The organism is Devosia sp. P2_G7, assembly GCF_056403495.1.
The window spans coordinates 113,009-131,329 of the sequence record NZ_JBFUFI010000007.1; the positions used below are offsets into that span (position 1 = coordinate 113,009).

Genomic DNA, 18,321 nt, shown 5'->3' on the forward strand with positions numbered 1-18,321 from the left:
CAGAGGCCATTCATAGGCGTGGCAAACCGGCGGCGAAAGAGGGGCGATGCTTTAGTCCCGGTTGCCCACATGATGAAACTATCATACTGCTTTGAAGAAGTCATATTTTTGGAGGGAAGGAATGTACGTAGGCACACAACTTGGCGGAGACCAGTTCGCCAAGGTCGGGGATCGCTACCTCAGGCAGCTGGCGCAGCTCGGCGTCCGGCATGTCTGCATCGACCCGGTTGGCGACCCGTGGCAGTGGAATCGCGACATCCTGATGCGCCACGCCGAGCATGTTTCGAAGTTCGGCCTCGTGCTCGACATGGTGCAGCTGCCGTTGCCCTCGTCCGGTATCGAGCGCAAGCATCAGTCGCCCGGCATCGTCCTGGGCAAGCCCGGTGAGCGGGACCGCGAGATCGACGGCATCTGCAAGATCATCGAGGCGCTGGCCGAGGCCGGCATCGGCGCAGCGAAGTACAACTTCAACGTGCTCGGCATCCCGCGCACCGAGTCCGAGACCGGCCGCGGCGGGCAGAAGCTCTCGACCTGGCGTGCCGACCAGGCTACCGACGGCGACACCTTGACCATTGCCGGCAAGGTTTCGGCCGAAGAGTTCTGGGAGCGCATCGAGTATTTCCTCGAGCGCGTGGTGCCGGTCGCCACGGCGAACAAGGTGCGCCTCGCCTGCCATCCGCATGACCCGATGACGCCGCCTGGCTATCGCGGCTTCGAGAGCCGTGTGCTGTCGAGCGTCGAGGGGCTGATGCGGTTCGTCCAGACCTGCGAGAGCCCCTATCACGGCCTCAATTTCTGCCAGGGCACGGTGGCTGAGGGCATGGAGAATCCGCGTGCGGAAATCGGCGAAGTGATCCGCTGGTTCGGCAGCCGGAAGAAGATCTTCAACGTCCATTTCCGCAACATCAAGGGCGGCCGCTACTCGTTCACCGAGGAGTTCCCGGACAATGGCGACATGGACATGCCGGCGGCGCTCAAGATCTACCACGAGGTCGGCTATGACGGCATGATCATGCCCGACCACGTGCCACACATCGATGCCGACAACTCGATGGAAACCGCCTTCGCGTTCTGCTTCGGCTACATCATCGGCCTGTTTCAGGCGAACGGCTGGGACCCCTACGGCGCCTGAGGTTTTCGCGCAAATGCAAAGGCCCGGATCGCGAGATCCGGGCCTTTTCGCCTCGGGCAGGGAGAGTGCCGTCAGGCGTTCGCTGAAATCAGATCCGCGAGGATCTTGCGCTCACTCGCATCGAGTTCGGTCAGCGGCGTGCGCACCTTGCCGGCGGAGCGGCCGACGAGCTCTGCACCGGCCTTGATCATCGAGACGGCGTAGCCGCGCTTACGGTCGCGCAACTCGATCAGCGGCAGGTAGAAGCTCTTCATTAGCCCGTCGATCACCTGCGTGTCGCGCTGCCGCACGGCGTTATAAAAGCGCAGCGCCAGCTCGGGCACGAAGTTGAACACCGCCGACGAATAGGTGGTGACGCCCATCTCGAGATAGGGCTGCGCGAACACCTCGGCGGTGGGCAGGCCTCCGATATGGACGACGCGATCGCCGAGCCGGTGGGCGACGCGCTGCATCAACTGCAGGTCGCCGATGCCGTCCTTGTAGCCGATGAAATTCGGGCAGGCTTCAGCCAGCTTCTCAAGCCCGGCGGGTGACAGCCGCGTGTTGTCTCGCGCGTAATAGATGACGCCGAGTCCGACGGCATTACATATCGCCTGCATGTGGGCGATGACGCCCTCTTCTTCGGCGAACATCAGGTAGTGCGGCAGCACCAGGATGCCGGCGGCACCCGCCGCCTCGGCGCGCTTCGCCAGATCCACTGCCATCCTCGTGCCATAGCCGACGCCGGCCAGCACCGGCACATCGGCAGCGCTGTTCTCGACCGCCGTGCGGATCACCGCGTCGTACTCGTCATAGCCGATGGAAAAGAACTCACCTGTGCCGCCCGCCGCGAACAGTCCCGCGGCGCCATAGGACGAGAGCCACTGCAGGCGCTTGGCGTATGAGGCCGCATCGAACTCGCCATCGGCGCCAAAATCGGTCACCGGGAAGGACAGCAGCCCGGAGCCGATCTTCGCTTTGATCTCGTCAAAAGTCACCAGGCGTCTCCATGGCGGTCAGAGAATTAGTACTATTTCTTTCTGCTACCACCCCAAAAACCCCGCTGTCAACGCAACCAAGGGTATGTCATCCACGCTCCACGTCAAAGAAGTATGATTTATCGTTTGACAGTGCGATTGCAGTCATACCACATTGCCACCACCGACGCTGAAGGAGAACGCTCCCGGCGGCCGGACGCAATTCTCACGGGAGGGTGAATTGAAGCATTTCCTTATGGCTTCGCTGGCCGGGGTATCGATGCTGGCATTGGCCGGCGCTGCGCTGGCAGCCGATTACAAACAGGCGCCGATGCTCGACGCGGCCGTTGCCGACGGCACGCTGCCGCCGGTAGCCGAACGTGTCGGCGCCGCGCCGCGCGTCATTACGCCGGTAAGCGAAATCGGCCAGTATGGCGGCATATTCCGCGGCGGCATGGTGGGCGGCAATGACCGCAACATGCTCTTCACCTACTTCGGCTACGAGCCGCTGCTGGCCTGGGACGCCGAGTGGACCGGCGAGGTCGTGCCCAACATCGCCAGCGCCTACAGCGTCAGCGAGGACAGCAAGTCCTTCACCTTCACGCTGCGCGAGGGGATGAAGTGGTCGGACGGTACGCCGTTCACCGCCGATGACGTGGCGTTTTTCATCCAGGACGTGCTGCCGGACGCGAAGCTGTTCCCGACCAAGCCGGGCTGGCTGACGGTCGAGGGCGAGCTGCCGACGATCTCCGTCGCTTCGCCCACCGAGTTCACCCTGTCGTGGACCAAACCGAACGGCCTCTTCATCCTCAATGCCGCCAGTGTCTATGGCGTGCAGCTGACGCTCTTGAGCAAGGCCTATTGCAGCCAGTTCCTGCCCAAGTACAACGCGGATGCCGATGCCCAGGCCAAGGCGGCAGGCGTCGCCGACTGGGCCGAGCAGATGGTCAACATGTGCGGCGTCGGCATCGAAAACATCCAGCGCTGGCGCAACCCGGATCGCCCGACGATCGAGGCGTGGCGGATCACTGAGCCATACGTTGCCGGCGCCACCCGCGTCGCGCTCGAGCGCAACCCGTATTACTGGAAGGTCGACACCGCCGGTAACCAGCTGCCCTATATCGACGGGCTCAGCATGTCGGTGAATGCCGAAGCGCAGACGCTGCTGCTCAGCGTGCTGGCCGGTGAGATCGACTACGAAGTTCGCCACACCGCCAACACCACCAACCTGCCGGTGCTGTCGGAGGGCCAGGAGGCCGGCAACTTCCGCCTCAGCCCGCGCGAGTCCCGCGTCGGCAACGCGCTGACCATCTCGGTGAACCTCAACTCGCATGATGCGGTGAAGGCGCCGATCTTCTCGAACAAGGACTTCCGTATCGCACTGTCGCATGCGCTCGACCGCCAGGCCATCATCGATACGGTCTATCTGGGTCAGGGGACGCCGCGACAGGTCGCGCCGCTTGAGGGCACGCCGTTCTACAACGAGAAGCTGGCGACCCAGTATCTCGAGTACAACGCCGACGAAGCCAACCGTCTGCTCGACTCCATCGGGCTCGACAAGCGCGGCGCTAACGGCCTGCGCCTTGCACCAGACGGCAGCCCGCTGGTGGTGAACGTCGCCGCGGTGACTGCGCTCGGCAACATGGCCGACGTCGCGGAACTCCTGGTGCAGTACTGGCAGGCGGTCGGGGTCGATGCCCGCTTCACCGCCATGGATCGCACCCGCTTCTACGAGGAAAAGACCGCCAGCCAGCACGACATCGTGGTGTGGGGCGCAACCTCGGGCGGCATCGACGTCTACATCGATCCGCGCGACTACTTCCCGTTCTCCACGGAGTCGAATTTCGCCGTCGACTGGGCCAAGTTCTACATCAAGGACGGTGGGGTCGAGCCGCCGGATTACGTGAAGCAGCAGTGGTCGCTCTACGACCAGATCAAGGCCACGTCGAACGTCGACGAACAGGCGAAGCTGGTGAGCCAGCTGCTCGATATCAGTGCCGAGCAGTTCTACCAGATCGGCGTCAGCTCGGCGATCCAGGGCTTCTCCGTGGTATCGAACAAGCTCGGCAACGTGCCGGACGATACCCCCACTGGCTGGATCCATCCGGACCCGGGTACGCTGAATACCGAGCAGTTCTACTTCAAGCAGTAGTCACCGAACGCGCGATCTGGCGGAGTCCATCCGCCGGATCGCCCAACGCACGGGCGGTTCATGCTCCTCTACATCCTCAAGCGAATAGCCGGTATGATCCCGGCGATGGTGGCGATCTCGATCCTCGCGTTCACCGTCATCCAACTGCCCCCGGGCGACTACGTCTCAACCTATGCCGCGCAGATCGCGCAGTCGGGCGAGACCGTCGACAGCGCCGTGCTCAACAGCCTCCGCGAGCGCTACGGGCTCGGCGAGAATGTCGTGGTCCAGTATTTCAAGTGGATCGGCGGCATCGTCCTGCGCGGCGATTTCGGCGACAGCTTCGAGTGGAACCAACCGGTCACCGAGCTGATCTGGGGCCGCATGGGAATGACGGCGCTGATCTCGGTGCTGACGCTGATGCTGATGTGGGCCTTCTCGCTGCCCATCGGCATCTATTCGGCGGTGCGGCAGTACTCGGTCACCGACTATGTGGCGACCGCCTTCGCCTTCCTTGCCATGGCGACTCCCAATTTCCTCCTCGCCATCGTTCTGCTCTATGCCACCACCATGTGGTTCGGCGTCTCGGTCGGCGGCCTGTTCTCGCCGGCCTTCGAGAACGCGCCGTTCTCGCTGGCCAAGGTGTGGGACTTCATCACCCACGCCTGGATCCCGATCTTCGTTCTCGGCACCGCCGGCACCGCCTCGCTCATCCGTGTGATGCGGGCGAATCTCCTCGATGAACTGCACAAGCCCTATGTCGAGGCGGCCCGTTCGAAGGGGCTGCCCGAGATGCGACTCATCCTAACCTATCCGGTGCGCGTGGCGCTCAACCCCTTCATCTCCACAGTCGGCTGGGTGCTGCCGGCGCTGATTTCGGGCGAGCTGGTGGTCTCTACTGTGCTCAACCTCCCCACCGCCGGCCCGCTATTGCTGCAGGCGCTCAAGAGCCAGGACATGTACCTCGCCGGTGCCTTCATCCTGTTGAGCGGCGGGCTCGTGCTCATCGGCACGCTGGTTTCCGACATCCTGCTCGCCATCTCCGACCCCAGGATCCGGCTGTCATGAGCGCGCCCACCGAAGCCACCGACATCGAAGCCGGTCTGCTCGATCAGCAGCTCACAGCCGGGCGCTTGCAGGCCGCCGGCCAGTGGACCCTGTTCTGGTACAAGTTCAAGAAGCACAAGCTGGCGCTGCTCTCGCTGTTCATCGTCGGGCTGATCTACTTCGTCGCGCTGTTCGCCGAGTTCCTCGCGCCGCAGGACCCGGCCAAGTTCGATCCGCGCTTCACCTACGTGCCGCCACAGACCATCGGCTGGTTCGTCGACGATGGCGCCGGCGGCTCGACCTTCCAGCCGCATGTCACCGGCTTCAATATCAAGGTCGATGCCAAGAGCTTCCGGCGCGTCTTCACGCCCAAGCCGACCGAGATCATCCCGATCGGCCTGTTCGTCCGCGGCCAGAGCTACAAGATGTGGGGGCTGTTCGACGCCGATCTCCACCTCATCGGCCCGCTCGAGAAGGGCAAACCGTTCTTCCTCGCCGGTGGCGATCGGTTGGGTCGTGACCTGCTCAGCCGCACCATCCACGGCACGCGCATCTCGATGTCGATCGGCCTTGTCGGGGTCAGCCTATCGCTGGTCATCGGCATGATCCTCGGCGGCATTTCGGGCTATCGCGGCGGCACGGTCGATCGCGTGATCCAGCGCGTCATCGAGTTCATCCGCTCGGTACCGACCATTCCACTGTGGCTCGGGTTGGCGGCCGCCATGCCGAAGGACTGGCCGCCGCTGCAGGTGTATTTCTCGATCCTCGTCATCCTGTCGCTGATCGGCTGGACCGAGATTGCCCGCGTGGTGCGCGGCCGCTTCCTCAGCCTTCGCACCGACGATTTCGTCATTGCGGCGCGGCTCGATGGGGTCAGCGAGTTCCGGCTGATCATGCGTCACATGATGCCGAGCCTCTACTCGCACATCATCGCCGCTGTCACCCTCGCCATCCCGCACATGATCCTTGCGGAAACCGCGCTCAGCTTCCTCGGCCTCGGGCTGCAGCCGCCGATCGTCAGCTGGGGCGTGCTGTTGCAGGACACGCAAAACCTCCGCGCCATCACCCAGGCGCCATGGCTGTTCGTCCCCGGCATCTGCGTGGTGGTGGCGGTGCTGTCGCTCAACTTCCTCGGAGACGGCGTCCGCGACGCTGCTGATCCCTATGCCAAGTAACGACACGCCCAACGCCAAACCGGTCCTCGTCGTCAAGGATCTCGCCGTCGAGTTCCCGGTGCACAAATCCGTGGTGCATGCGGTGCGGGGCGTCAGCTTCAGCCTGTCCCGCGGAGAAACGTTGTGCCTCGTCGGCGAAAGCGGCTCGGGCAAGAGCGTCACCGCCCGCGCCATCCTGCAACTCGTCGCCGCGCCCGGCCGCATCACCGCCGGAGAAATCCTGCTCGATACCGGCAGTGGCGAGGTCGACATCGTCAAGCTCGGCGCGCTCGGCCGCGGCATCCGCGAGGTGCGGGGCCGGCGCATCGCCATGATCTTTCAGGAGCCGATGTCTAGTCTGTCGCCGGTCCACACCATCGGCCACCAGATCATCGAAGCCATCCTCTTGCATGAGAAGATCAGCAAGGAAGAGGCGCGAAAGCGCGCCGCTGCACTGCTCGATCGCGTCCGTATTCCCAATCCGGAAGCGGCGCTCGATCGCTATTCCTTCGAGTTCTCCGGCGGCATGCGCCAGCGCGCCATGATCGCCATGGCGCTCTCCTGCAACCCGGAAATCCTGATCGCCGATGAGCCCACCACGGCGCTCGACGTCACCACTCAGGCCGAAATCCTGTCGCTGCTGCGCGAGTTGCAGCGCGATCGCGGCATGGCCGTGCTGTTTATCACTCACGATATGGGCGTCGTCGCGCAGATCGCCGACCGCGTTATGGTGATGTTCAAGGGCGAGATGGTGGAGCAGGCCGATGTCTTCGACCTGTTCGAGCGGCCGCAGCAGCCCTACACCAAAGCGCTGCTCGGCTCGGTGCTGAAGCTCGAAACGCCGGCGCCCCGCCCGCCGCGCCCAGCCGAGGAATCCCCGATCGCCGAGATCAGCGACCTCTCGCTGCATTTCCCGCTGAACCTCGGTATCCTCGGCAAGCCCACCGCCTATCTCAAGGCCATCGACGGCGTCAGCCTCACCATCAACAAGGGCGAGACCGTCGGCGTCGTCGGCGAGAGCGGCTCGGGCAAGACCACACTCGGCCGCACGCTGCTCCGCATCTACACGCCCACCGGCGGGCAAGTGAACTACTGGCGCGGCGATGGCGTCGAGGTCGATATCGCCCGCCTGTCGAAGCGCGAGATGAAGTCGCTCTACAGCGAAGTGCGCATGGTGTTCCAGGACCCGCACTCGTCGCTGAACCCGCGGATGACCGTCTACCAGATCATCTCCGAGCCGCTGCGCACCAACACCACCATGACCGAGCGCCAGATGCGCGACCGGGTGGCGGAACTGCTGATGCGCGTCGGTCTCCCCGCCGATGGTGGCGAGCGCTACCCGCACGCCTTCTCCGGCGGCCAGCGGCAGCGCATCTCCATCGCCCGCGCCATCGCGCTGCGGCCTCGCCTGATCATTGCCGACGAGCCCACTTCGGCATTGGACGTTTCGCTGCGCCACCAGGTGCTCGACCTGATGCGCGGGCTGCAGGACGAGTATGGCCTCTCCTACTTGTTCATCAGCCACGACATCTCGGTGATCCGCTATTTCTGCGACCGCGTCGCGGTGATGAAGAACGGCAAGATCGTCGAGATCGGCGACGTAGCGCAGATTTGCGAGCGGCCCGAGCATCCCTATACTCAAACCCTGATCCGCGCCGTCCCCCGCCCCGATCCGCGCCTGCGGCTCTCGGCTCCCGCCTGAGGAAACCTATGCCGCAAGTCCTGTTGACTGGAGCCGCCGGCAGGCTCGGCACCCATTTCCGGTCGAGGTTTGCCGAAGCGGGCAGGGCGTTCCTCGCCACCGATATCACAGCGCCTGTGGACGGTGGGACGGTGGTCCTCGCCGATCTGGCCGACCGGGCGGCGGTGGATGACCTGGTACGTCGGGACATCTCAGCAGTGGTGCATCTGGGCGGGATGTCCAAGGAGGCGCCGTGGCAGCAGATACTCGATACCAACATCGTCGGCACGTACAACATCTTCGACGCCGCCCGCAAAGCCGGTGTCCCCCGCGTCATCTACGCCTCGTCCTATCACGTGCTGGGCATGCATCCCGCCACCGAGGTGCCGCTCGATATCCACTCCGAGCTCCGACCTGACACGCTCTATGCCGTCAGTAAGCTGTTCGGCGAAAACCTCGGCCGGCTCTACCACGACAAGTTCGGCATCGGCTGCATGAGCATTCGCATCTGCGCTGCCAACCCGTCCAACACGCAGCGCGACCTGAAGCTCTTCGTCCACCGGGACGATCTGGTGGGCCTCGTCACCACTGCCCTCGACGCCCCCGACCTCGGCTATCGCACCGTCTTCGCCATCTCAGACAACGAGGGCGCCTGGTATCTCAACGATCCGGACCAGACCCTCGGCTGGCGTCCACAGCACTCGGCCAGCGAACAGCCGTTGCCCGAAGGCAAGACCGAGTGGCCGCAGCCGGACCCGGTCGTCACCCGCCTGCAAGGTGGCACCTTCGCCAACTGGGGTCATTTCGACGACTGACGGCTAGCCCTTGAGCCCGGTATGCGCGAGCCCCTCGATGAACTGGCGCTGCGCGAAGATGAAGACGATCAGCACCGGCAGCGCGGTCAGCGTCGCCGCCGCCAGCTGAATGTTCCACATCGGCCCCTGGTACACATCGACATACTGCGTCAGCGCCTGCGGCAGCGTGAAGTTACCCGGCGACGTCAGGAACACGATCGGCTCGAGATAGAGGTTCCACGAGTGGAGGAAGGTGAAGATCGCGACCGCCGCCAGCGCCGGCTTCGCCAAGGGTAGCGCGATCTGCCAGAAGATGCCGAACCGCCCGAGCCCATCGACCCGCGCCGCTTCTTCCAGCTCCACCGGCAGCGCGATGAAGAACTGCCGCATCACGAATGTCGCGAACACGCTCGGCGCCCCGAAGATCGGCACGAGGATCAGCGGCCAGTGCGTATTCACCATCCCCCATTTGAGGAACATCTGGAACAGCGGCACGATGGTCACTTCGCTCGGGATCAAGAGCCCCAGCAGCACCACCATGAACAGCACGTTCGCGCCCGGAAACTTGATGCGCGCGAAGGCATAGCCGGCGAGCGACGACACCAGCATCGTGCCAATCGTGACGATCGCCGCGATGTAGCAGGAGTTCCAGTATTGCTGCGCGAAGGGCTGCAGCCGGAACACCTCGGAATAGGTCGACCAGTCGAAGCTGCGCGGGATGATCTCCGGCGGGAACGCGAAGATGTCCGAGATCGGCTTCACCGAGCTCGTCACCATCCACCAGGTCGGAAACACGAACGGGATGGCGAGCACGCAGAGCAGCCCATAGAGCGCGACGCGGACCCGCGGTGAGAGGTCAGTTTTCATAGAAGACGATCCGTTTGCGCATCTGCCACTGCGCGAAGGTCAGCACCGCGACGATCAGGAACAGGACGATGGAGATGGTGGCGCCGTAGCCGAAGCGATGGAACTGGAACGCCTGCTGGTAGAGGTAGTAGACCAGCACCGTCGTCGACATCCCCGGCCCGCCCTGCGTGAGCACCGCGATCTGCGCGAACACCTGTAGCGAGCCCACGATGGTGATGATCATGGTGAGCAGCACGGTCGGCGAGATCAGCGGCAGCGTGATCGAATGGAACTGCGTCCACCGGCCTGCGCCGTCGATCCGTGCGGCTTCGTAGAGCTCGCGCGGTACGCCCTGCAGGGCCGCAAGGAACAGCGCCATGTTGAGGCCGACATTCTTGAACACCTGCACCACGATGACCGAGAGCATCGCGGTGGGCGGCGAACGCAGCCAGTTGGGGCCCTCGATACCGATAACCTGCAGCAACCCGTTGATGCCGCCATTGGCCTGAAGCAGGAAGCTCCAGACGATGGTCCAGGCGACCAGCGACACCACCACCGGCGAAAAGAAGATCGTCCGGAATACGGTGATCCCCTTGAGTTTCTGGTTCACCAGCACAGCCAACAGCAACGCCAGGCTCAGGTTGAACACCACCAGTCCGGCCGAAAAGATCGCCGTCGCGGTCAGCACCTCCGGCAGCGCCGGATCCGCCGCGAGCTTCTGGTAGTTCGCGTCGTTGACGAAGCGGAAGGTCCCGGCCAGCACGTTCCACTCGTGCAGCGAATACCAGAACACCAGCGCCAGCGGGATCAGCACGAAAACGACGATGCCGATCAGCTGCGGGGCGATGAACAGGTACCCGGCCAGCCTGTCCCGCCGGTCCGTCGTCCAGAACGGCCGCTTGCTCGTTCGGTCAGCTGTGGGCGCGGCGAAGGGCATGAGAAATCCTTGAAGGTGGCGAGGGCGCGGACGCCCTCGCCGGATAGGTTAGAGCATCGGTTGGATGCGGTCGCAGACCGACTTCAGCACGGCCGGGACGTCTGCTTCCGGCACCCACAGGGCATCAAGTGCCGCGCGGGCCGTCTGTTGGATCTCGGCGAAACCGGCATGACCGGGCTTCACTTTGCCGGTCGAGATGCCCTTGATCACCACGGCCTCGATCTGCTCGGCAGAGAGCTTCGGATTAGCGGCGCCCAGCACTTCGGCGGTCAGCAGGCTCGCCCGCGGCGGCGGGAAGAACTGTGCGAGCTTCTTGGCGTTCTCCGGGCTGGTGAAGAAGGCGAGGAAGTCGGCCGCCACCTGCGGGTTCTTGCCCGAGGCGAAGACCCCGATACCGGCCTGGCCGATCACCGCGTACTCACCTGCCGGACCAGCCGGGAGCGGCACGAGATCCCAGCTGAACGGGTTCTCCTTGGGCAGCAGCGAGGCGCGGCTGATCTGGGTGATGGTCATCGCCGCGTCGCCGGCAAAGAAGTCGGCGGTGACGCCAGGGCCGGGGATTGCCTTGTCGGTGAAGATGGCCTTGTGGATGAACGTCATCGCATCGACCATCGGCTGCTCGGTGAACGTGCAGGTCTTGCCGTCGGCGCTCCAGGGTGAGGCGCCCCAGCCGTTCCAGATGGCGGCCAGGTTGTCCCAGACTTTGTAGTCGAAATCGCGGACGATCAGCCCCTGCTTGCCCGCCGCGGAGACCGCCGTGTTGATAGCCTCGGCATTGTCCCAGGTCCACTCGCCCGCCGCGATCAGCTCGGCCGGTGTCTTCTGGCCGGTGGCCTTGATGACGTCGTTGTTGACGAACATGCCGAACGGCGAGGTGGAGAACGGGTATGCGTAGATCTCGCCGCCGGCCGTCCACAGTGCCAGCGCGCTTTCGGTCACATCGGCGAGGTTGTAGTCCGCCGCCCCCTCGAACGTTGCTTTCAGCGGCGACAGTGCCCCCGAACTGACGAAGTCGCCCGCCGTGGTCTCGAGGATCCAAGCGAGGTCCGGCGCATTGCCGCCGGCGATCTGCGTGGTCAGCGTCGTCGTGTAGCCGTCGAACGGCAGCGAGTCGAAGGTGATGTTCACCCCCGGATGCGCCGCCTCGTACTCATCGGCAATGCCGTTGAAGAGCGCCAGGTGTGCCTCGTTGGCACTCCAGATCGCCATGCGCAGGTCCTCCGCCATTGCCGGGGCGGCAAGGGCGGAAAGGGCGGTAGTGGTCATCGCCAGTCCGGCGAAAATGGTCCTCAGTCTCATCATGTTCCTCCTTGTGCAGTCTCGGTGCGGTTCTTGGTTGTGAGGTTCCGCTAGTAGCCGCGCACATCCGGCCAGCGGGTTTCGATCCCCTCGAGGGCGAGGCGGTCCTGGAAATCGCCCAGCTTCGCGTCATCGGCCTGCACCTGGTGCGGCGTCAGCCCCTCGTTGAGGCAATGCGCGGCGAGCAGCCCAGCGGCCTCGCCGATGTTCCATTCGATCGGGTGCAGCCGGTAGCAGCCGTTGGTGATGTGCGTGGTGCCGATGTTCTTGCTGGCCGGCAGCAGGTTGGTCATCCGCTGCGGCAGTAGTGCGCCGAGCGGGATCTCGAACGGGCACGAGGCGACGTCGATATAGTTGTCGCCGCCGGTCGAAGGGTGGAGATCGAGCCGGTACATGCCGATGCCGACGCTGTCGCGATAGTTCACCGCGCCCTGTTCGCCGCGCGTCGCATAGCTGAGGTCCTGCTCGACAATCGTGGTCACCGCCCGGATACGCCGGCTCTCGCGGATATAGGGCGCCATCGCCAGTCCGTGGCTGGTGCCGGTGACATCGCCGCGCAGCCGCAGGCCGGGGAAACCCTGGCCGCCATCCTCACGCGGCGCCTCGGTCTGCAGCCAGTAGAACACCGACATCGAGAGCTCGGCCGCCTCGGCAAGCCGAGCCTGGTAGACATCCTCGGGCACGTCGATGATCGGCGCCTCGAAATAGTCGAGCATCGGCCAGTTCACGAGGCAGATGTCCGATTGGTAGGCACCGGGCACGAAGTTGCCGCGCGCCGCGATGCGCCGGAAGGTCCAGAGGTTGCCGTCGCCCGGGTTCTTGCGCTGGTCCGCGTCGACCAGCGTCGGATCGTCGTCCGGGTTCGGTGTGAAGCTGCGCACGGTCGGCAGGAGGGTCCGCGGATGCGGCGCGCGAAAGCCGATCAGCGGCCCGCCCCAGAAGCTCGGCGTCAGGGCGCGCCACTTCTCGTAGTTCTTCGGCTTGTCGATCCGCTGGTCGCCGTCGACATGGTCGATGGCAAAGCAGATCGAGACCGCCTGCTGGTTGTCCGGCTGCGCCACACTCGGTGCTGAGGGTTCGCCCGTCTCCGCCTGCGACTCGAAGCCGTTGACGTACTCCGTACCGGTCATCGGCAGCAGGTCACCAAGTTCCGTCGCGTCGATGATGTACTTCGCCGACACCACGATCCGCTCGCCGCTGTCGCGATGCCGAAGCGTGACCGCCCGCACCCGGTCGCCATCGGTCTCCGCCGATACCGGCTTGTAAGGCTGCAGCACGGTGAGCTTGCCGCCGCCACGATAGGGCAGCAGCATCGCCTCCATCACCGCCAGCCCCACCCGCGGTTCGTGGCAGAGCCGCGACACGAAGCCACCGCCCGGGTTGAGATCGCCCCAGGCGCGGCTCTTTTCGGTCAGCGGAAAATGGTCGCGATAGTACTGGCGGATGCCGTTGCGCAGCGCGCGATAGCTGCGGGTGATACCGAACTGTTCGACCCAGCTGTGCTCGTCGGGCGGCACGGCCTGGCTGGTCATCTGCCCGCCGATCCAGTCGTATTCCTCCGTCATCACCACGGTGCGCCCGCCGCGCAGTGCCCCGAGCGCCGCCGCAACGCCGCCGAGGCCGCCGCCGATGATCGCGATATCTGCCGAAAACTCTTTCACTTGAAATCCGCCGCTAGGTTGGGAGTGCCGAGGGTTTCCCCTTCGACCGGTTCGCAGGCGAGCAGCACTTGCCCGCCCTCGGAATTGGCTTCGATCCGCTCGGCCAGCATCTGCGTGGCGCGCCGCGCCATCTCTTCGCGCGGGATCGAGAAAGTGGTGAACCGCGTCCCGGACTGCACCGGCCGGATATGGCTGCCGAGCACCACGATCGAGAGGTCGCCCGGCACCGACAGCATCTGCGAACGCGCCGCAGCTTCGACCACCACGGCGTCCGCCAGTTCGGTGAAGAACACCACCGTGGCGCCCGACTTGCGGATCGCCTCGAGCACCGGCAGGGCAGGGCCGCCGACCTCCGTGATGTGCAGCGCGAGTTCTGCATCCCCGAGCGCCGCACTGAACCCGGTCCAGCGATCGACCGACGATTCCGCACCCTTGCCGGGGCCGACATAGGCCAACCGCGTGTGCCCCTTCGCCTTGGCCCGGCGCACCATCTCCGCCGTGCCGGTGACATAGTCGGCGCCGACATAGGGCACCGGCGCACCAACGGGATCGCGGCGGCCCACGGCGACGAACGGATAGTCGCCTTGTACCAGCCGCTTCAGCTCAGCGCGGTCGAACTCACGCCCGAGGATCAGGCAGCCGTCGGCGAGGCGTAGCCGGTTGTTTTCGTGGAAGATCTTGCGCTTGCCACGCTGGCTCGGTGCCCCCGTGAGCAGCAGCAGGTCGTAGCCAAGCGTCTGCGCCGCTTCCTCGATGCCGAACAGGAACGGCGCGAAGAAGTCAGCCTGCGCACTGGGGAAAGCTGGCTCATAGGTGAAGACGCCGAGGATGCGGTTGAGGCCCTTGGCCATGCGGCGCGCGATCGGATCGGCGACATAGCCGGTCTCGCGGATCGCCTTCTGCACCCGCTCGCGCGTCTCGTCGGGAATGCGCCCTTCGGCCGCCTTGGCGTCGTTGAGCACCAGGGAAACCGTGGCCTGGCTGACCCCGGCAAGCCGGGCAATATCCCGCTGCGTAAGCCGTCCGCCCTTGGCCAACCGATCCTCCCAAAGTCGCTAATACGTATTAGCAGCTAATGCGTATTAGCAGCCATAGCGGCGGAGAGTCAACTGGAGGCCGGCCGGCTGTGGAGAAGGGAGCTGAGGGTCAGGCGGCGGCGATCAGCGCCTTGGTGTAGTCCGCGGCGATGGCGCCGGAGCGGAGTTGCTCGCGGGTCAGGGTCTCGACCGGCTGGGCGTTGCGCATCACCATCAGCCGCTCGCACATGTAGCTGATGACAGCGAGATCGTGGCTGACGATCACGAACGTGAGGCCGAGCTCTTTCCGTAAGCGGTTGAGCAGGTTGAGGATTTCGGCCTGGATCGAGACGTCGAGCGCCGAGGTCGGCTCGTCCAGCAGCAGCACTTTAGGGCTCAGCGCCAGGGCCCGGGCGATGGCGACGCGCTGGCGCTGGCCGCCGCTGAGCTCGTGCGGGAAGCGGAACTGGAACTTGGCGCCGAGGCCGATCAGCTCCAGAAGTTCGGCGGTGCGGCGCTCCGGGTTCGCTATCCCATTGATTTTCATGGGTTCTGCGATCTGCTGGCCGATGACGTAGCGCGGGTGCAGCGAGGAGTAGGGGTCCTGGAACACCATCTGGACCACCCTGGCGAGTTGTTTTCGCGGGGTTTTCCGGACGTCGAGGCCATCGACCGCGATGCTGCCAGTCCAGTTGGCGTTGAGGCCCATGATGGTGCGGAGGATCGTCGATTTGCCCGAGCCGGACTCGCCGACGAGGCCGAAGCTTTCGCCGGAATCGACTAGAAATCCAGTGTTTCGAACGGCCAAAGTGCCGCTGAAGTCTACACTTAGATCATGAACTTCCAGCATGCTTCAGGCCTCCGCCCAACTTGCGTCGCGATTGAGCACGGGCAGCGGTTCAAGCGTGCCGTCGATGGCGGGCAGACACGAAAGTAATCCACGCGTGTACGGGTGGGTGGCCTCGTGCAGGCGGTTGGCTTCGATGCTCTCGACGATGCGGCCCGCGTACATGACGATCACCCGGTCGCAGAACTTCGACACGAGGTTGAGGTCGTGGCTGATGAAGATCAGGCCCATACCGCGACGGGTCACCAGTTCGTCGAGGATGGACAGCACTTGGGTTCGCACCGTCACGTCGAGCGCCGAGGTGGGCTCGTCGGCGATCAGCAGGTCCGGCTCGCGCACCACCATCATGCCGATCATGACGCGCTGGCCCATGCCGCCCGAGAGTTCGTGCGGGTAGAGCTTGTACACCCGCTCCGGCTCGCGGATGTGCACCGCCTCGAGGATGCCGAGCGCCTTCTTCTTCGCCTCGCCGCCGGAGATGCGGCGATCGCCGATACGGATGGCCTCGACGATCTGCTTGCCGACGGTCATCACCGGGTTCAGCGAGAATTTCGGATCCTGCAGGATCATCCCCATGCGGCCACCACGCAGCGACCGGCGAAGCTTCGGGCTGGCCGACTTCAAGTCGATGCCGTCGAACATCATCTTGTCGACGCTGATCCGCGCATAAGGCGGCAGCACGCCAAGCAGGGCACGGCCGGTGAGGCTCTTGCCCGAGCCGCTCTCGCCGACGATGCCAAGCTTCTCGCGGCCGAGCGACAGCGAGACACCGCGCACCGCATCGTTGTAGCCGCCCTCGTCATTGCGGAAGGCGATGTGGAGGTTCTCGATCTCGACGAGGTTGCTCATTTACGCTGCCTCAGGTGCGGGTCGAGCAGGTCGCGCATCGCGTCGCCGAGCAGGTTGAAGCCGAGCGACACGGTAAAGATCGCGATGCCCGGCACCGTCGCCACCCACCACTGATCGAAGATGAACTTGCGGCCGGTGGAGATCATCGCGCCCCACTCGGGCAGCGGTGGCTGTGCGCCGAGCCCGATGAAGCCGAGGCCGGCGGCGGTGAGGATGATGCCCGCCATGTCGAAGGTCATGCGCACGATCACCGAGCTGAGGCACATCGGGATGACGTGGAACACGATGATGCGGAATTCGCTGGCACCGGCGAGGCGCACGGCGTTGACGTAGTCCGAGTTGCGCACCACCAGCGCTTCGGCGCGCGCGAGGCGCGCGTACGGCGGCCAGGCGGTGAGCGTGATGGCGAGCGCCGCGTTGGTGATGCCGGGCCCGAGCGCCGCGACGAACGCCAGCGCCAGGAGCAGCTTGGGGATGGCGAGGAACACGTCGGTGACGCGCATGAAAATCACGTCGACCCAGCCGCCGACCGTGCCGGAGACCGCGCCGATGATCAGCCCGATCGGCGCCGAAGTGACGATGACCAGCGCCACGATCAAGAGCGTCAGCCGCGAGCCGTAGATCACGCGCGAGTAGATGTCGCGGCCGAGCTCATCGGCACCAAGCCAGAAGGTGGTGCTGGGGGCGGCAAGCCTGTCGCCGAGGCTTGGCAGATACGGGTCGTGCGTCGCCAGCAGCGGCGCGAACGCGGCGCAGAGCAGCAGAAGCACGACAATGACCAGCCCGACCACGCCGAGCGGGTTGCGCATGAAGCGGCGGGTGAAGATCTTGAATTCGGCCCAGCGGGCGGCGCGCACCGCGCGCTTCGGATCGTCGACCAGATCGGGGGTGACGCTCATTTCGCGAACTCCCGCGAGCGCGGATCGAGTGCGCGGTACAGCACGTCGCTCAGCATGTTGAGAAGGACGAACACCACGCCGACCAAGAGTGTGCCACCCAGCACGGCGTTCATGTCGGCTGCGAACAGCGACGAGTAGATGTAGTTGCCGATGCCCGGCCACGAAAAGATCGTCTCGATCAGCACCGAGCCCTCGAGCAGTCCGCCATAGGAGAGCGCGATGACGGTGACGAGCGGGATAGCCGCATTGCGCAGCGCATGCCCGGCGACGGCGCGGAACTCGCTGGCGCCCTTCAGCCGTGCCGTCAGCACGTACTCGCGGCTCAACTGGTCGAGCATAACCGAGCGCGTCATGCGCGAGATATAGGCGAGGCTGTAATAGCCGAGCAGCAGCGCCGGCAGCGTCATGTGGCTGATGGCGTTGAGGAAGATCTCCCACTCACCGGCGATGGCGCTGTCGATCAGGATCGACCCGGTGATCCGGTCGACCACCCCGACATAGAACACATCGAGCTGGCCCGGGCCCGACACCCAGCCGAGCAGGTAATAGAAGACGAACAGCCCGACCAGTCCGAGCCAGAACACCGGCACCGAATAGCCGACGAGGCCGACGACGCGCAGCACGTGGTCCGGCCACTTCTCGTGCCAATAGGCCGAGGCGACGCCCATCGGCACGCCGAGCAGCACGCCGATGATCAGGCCGATGGTCGACAGTTCAAGCGTTGCCGGGAAGAAGTTCATGAGGTCGGTCAGAACCGGCCGTGAGGTCGAGAACGAGGTGCCGAAGTCGCCGCGCAGGAGCTTGCCCAGATAGTCCCAGAACTGCGCCCAGATCGGCTTGTCGAGCCCGAGCTCCAGATAAACCTTCTGGTACACTTCCGGCGTCGCCTTCTCGCCCACGATCGAGAGCACCGGATCGATCGGCAGCACGCGGCCGATGAAGAAGGTGAGGGCAGCAAGGCCGACGAGCGTAATCGCCACCGTGATCAGCCATGAGCCGATGTCGATGAAGAGGCGAAGGGGGCGGTTCATGCGAAGCACCCACGCACCCGGCTCATGTTCTCTGCAGTCGA

The 18,321-nt window shown here is 64.8% G+C and carries 16 protein-coding genes; 6 read left to right on the top strand and 10 right to left on the bottom strand.

The annotated features are described in order from the left end of the window. Positions 1-121 precede the first annotated feature (121 nt). Entirely contained in the window at positions 122-1,132 is a 1,011-nt protein-coding gene (locus AC1DWU_RS13245; protein WP_477150456.1) for a mannonate dehydratase, read from the top strand. 71 nt (positions 1,133-1,203) lie between these two features. Here AC1DWU_RS13245 and kdgD read toward each other — a convergent pair whose 3' ends face one another. Next, entirely contained in the window at positions 1,204-2,109 is a 906-nt protein-coding gene (gene kdgD / locus AC1DWU_RS13250; RefSeq protein ID WP_477150457.1) for a 5-dehydro-4-deoxyglucarate dehydratase, read from the bottom strand. A gap of 220 nt (positions 2,110-2,329) precedes the next feature. Between kdgD and AC1DWU_RS13255 the strand changes: the two genes are divergently transcribed. The 5 genes from AC1DWU_RS13255 to AC1DWU_RS13275 are packed head-to-tail and all read left to right on the top strand — an operon-like array spanning position 2,330 to position 8,916. Next, positions 2,330-4,240 carry an ABC transporter substrate-binding protein gene (locus tag AC1DWU_RS13255; protein WP_477150458.1) on the top strand — a complete coding sequence of 637 codons (1,911 nt, stop codon included), beginning with the start codon at positions 2,330-2,332 and terminating at the stop codon, positions 4,238-4,240. Positions 4,241-4,300: 60 nt separating this feature from the next. Continuing rightward, the gene (locus tag AC1DWU_RS13260) at positions 4,301-5,287 is read left to right on the top strand and encodes an ABC transporter permease (protein WP_477150459.1); all 987 of its coding nucleotides are present in this window, start codon (positions 4,301-4,303) and stop codon (positions 5,285-5,287) included. Next, complete coding sequence (locus tag AC1DWU_RS13265; protein ID WP_477150460.1) at positions 5,284-6,441, top strand: ABC transporter permease; 1,158 nt, start codon at positions 5,284-5,286, stop codon at positions 6,439-6,441. The genes AC1DWU_RS13260 and AC1DWU_RS13265 overlap by 4 nt, the downstream gene beginning before the upstream one ends. Continuing rightward, a complete protein-coding gene (locus AC1DWU_RS13270; RefSeq protein ID WP_477150461.1) occupies positions 6,431-8,122 on the top strand; it encodes an ABC transporter ATP-binding protein in 1,692 nt (563 codons plus the stop codon). Before AC1DWU_RS13265 ends, AC1DWU_RS13270 begins: the two co-directional genes overlap by 11 nt. A gap of 8 nt (positions 8,123-8,130) precedes the next feature. Then, positions 8,131-8,916 (top strand): NAD-dependent epimerase/dehydratase family protein, encoded by a 786-nt coding sequence (locus AC1DWU_RS13275; RefSeq protein WP_477150462.1) that lies wholly within the window; start codon positions 8,131-8,133, stop codon positions 8,914-8,916. A gap of 3 nt (positions 8,917-8,919) precedes the next feature. Here AC1DWU_RS13275 and AC1DWU_RS13280 read toward each other — a convergent pair whose 3' ends face one another. The 9 genes from AC1DWU_RS13280 to AC1DWU_RS13320 form a co-directional block, all read right to left on the bottom strand. Continuing rightward, on the bottom strand, positions 8,920-9,762 hold the full coding sequence (locus tag AC1DWU_RS13280; RefSeq protein ID WP_477150463.1) for a carbohydrate ABC transporter permease: 843 nt from the start codon (positions 9,760-9,762) through the stop codon (positions 8,920-8,922). Further along, positions 9,752-10,678 carry a carbohydrate ABC transporter permease gene (locus AC1DWU_RS13285; RefSeq protein ID WP_477150464.1) on the bottom strand — a complete coding sequence of 309 codons (927 nt, stop codon included), beginning with the start codon at positions 10,676-10,678 and terminating at the stop codon, positions 9,752-9,754. Before AC1DWU_RS13285 ends, AC1DWU_RS13280 begins: the two co-directional genes overlap by 11 nt. Positions 10,679-10,726: 48 nt before the next feature. Continuing rightward, entirely contained in the window at positions 10,727-11,980 is a 1,254-nt protein-coding gene (locus tag AC1DWU_RS13290; RefSeq protein WP_477150465.1) for an ABC transporter substrate-binding protein, read from the bottom strand. 47 nt (positions 11,981-12,027) lie between these two features. Continuing rightward, entirely contained in the window at positions 12,028-13,638 is a 1,611-nt protein-coding gene (locus AC1DWU_RS13295; RefSeq protein ID WP_477150466.1) for an FAD-dependent oxidoreductase, read from the bottom strand. Further along, entirely contained in the window at positions 13,635-14,675 is a 1,041-nt protein-coding gene (locus tag AC1DWU_RS13300; protein ID WP_477150467.1) for a LacI family DNA-binding transcriptional regulator, read from the bottom strand. The genes AC1DWU_RS13295 and AC1DWU_RS13300 overlap by 4 nt, the downstream gene beginning before the upstream one ends. 109 nt (positions 14,676-14,784) lie before the next feature. After that, entirely contained in the window at positions 14,785-15,504 is a 720-nt protein-coding gene (locus AC1DWU_RS13305) for an ABC transporter ATP-binding protein (RefSeq protein WP_477150468.1), read from the bottom strand. A gap of 3 nt (positions 15,505-15,507) precedes the next feature. Then, positions 15,508-16,350 carry an ABC transporter ATP-binding protein gene (locus tag AC1DWU_RS13310; protein ID WP_477150469.1) on the bottom strand — a complete coding sequence of 281 codons (843 nt, stop codon included), beginning with the start codon at positions 16,348-16,350 and terminating at the stop codon, positions 15,508-15,510. After that, entirely contained in the window at positions 16,347-17,249 is a 903-nt protein-coding gene (locus AC1DWU_RS13315) for an ABC transporter permease (RefSeq protein ID WP_477150470.1), read from the bottom strand. Before AC1DWU_RS13315 ends, AC1DWU_RS13310 begins: the two co-directional genes overlap by 4 nt. Further along, entirely contained in the window at positions 17,246-18,280 is a 1,035-nt protein-coding gene (locus tag AC1DWU_RS13320; protein WP_477150471.1) for an ABC transporter permease, read from the bottom strand. Before AC1DWU_RS13320 ends, AC1DWU_RS13315 begins: the two co-directional genes overlap by 4 nt. Between the last annotated feature and the right edge of the window lie 41 nt (positions 18,281-18,321).

Coding starts and splice junctions, on each gene's coding strand:
- AC1DWU_RS13275 (WP_477150462.1), top strand. CDS start 8,131: ATGCCGCAAGTCCTGTTGACTGGAGCCGCCGGCAGGCTCGGCACCCAT.
- AC1DWU_RS13260 (WP_477150459.1), top strand. CDS start 4,301: ATGCTCCTCTACATCCTCAAGCGAATAGCCGGTATGATCCCGGCGATG.
- AC1DWU_RS13310 (WP_477150469.1), bottom strand. CDS start 16,350: ATGAGCAACCTCGTCGAGATCGAGAACCTCCACATCGCCTTCCGCAAT.
- AC1DWU_RS13245 (WP_477150456.1), top strand. CDS start 122: ATGTACGTAGGCACACAACTTGGCGGAGACCAGTTCGCCAAGGTCGGG.
- AC1DWU_RS13265 (WP_477150460.1), top strand. CDS start 5,284: ATGAGCGCGCCCACCGAAGCCACCGACATCGAAGCCGGTCTGCTCGAT.
- AC1DWU_RS13305 (WP_477150468.1), bottom strand. CDS start 15,504: ATGCTGGAAGTTCATGATCTAAGTGTAGACTTCAGCGGCACTTTGGCC.
- AC1DWU_RS13285 (WP_477150464.1), bottom strand. CDS start 10,678: ATGCCCTTCGCCGCGCCCACAGCTGACCGAACGAGCAAGCGGCCGTTC.
- AC1DWU_RS13280 (WP_477150463.1), bottom strand. CDS start 9,762: ATGAAAACTGACCTCTCACCGCGGGTCCGCGTCGCGCTCTATGGGCTG.
- AC1DWU_RS13315 (WP_477150470.1), bottom strand. CDS start 17,249: ATGAGCGTCACCCCCGATCTGGTCGACGATCCGAAGCGCGCGGTGCGC.
- AC1DWU_RS13320 (WP_477150471.1), bottom strand. CDS start 18,280: ATGAACCGCCCCCTTCGCCTCTTCATCGACATCGGCTCATGGCTGATC.
- AC1DWU_RS13270 (WP_477150461.1), top strand. CDS start 6,431: ATGCCAAGTAACGACACGCCCAACGCCAAACCGGTCCTCGTCGTCAAG.
- AC1DWU_RS13290 (WP_477150465.1), bottom strand. CDS start 11,980: ATGATGAGACTGAGGACCATTTTCGCCGGACTGGCGATGACCACTACC.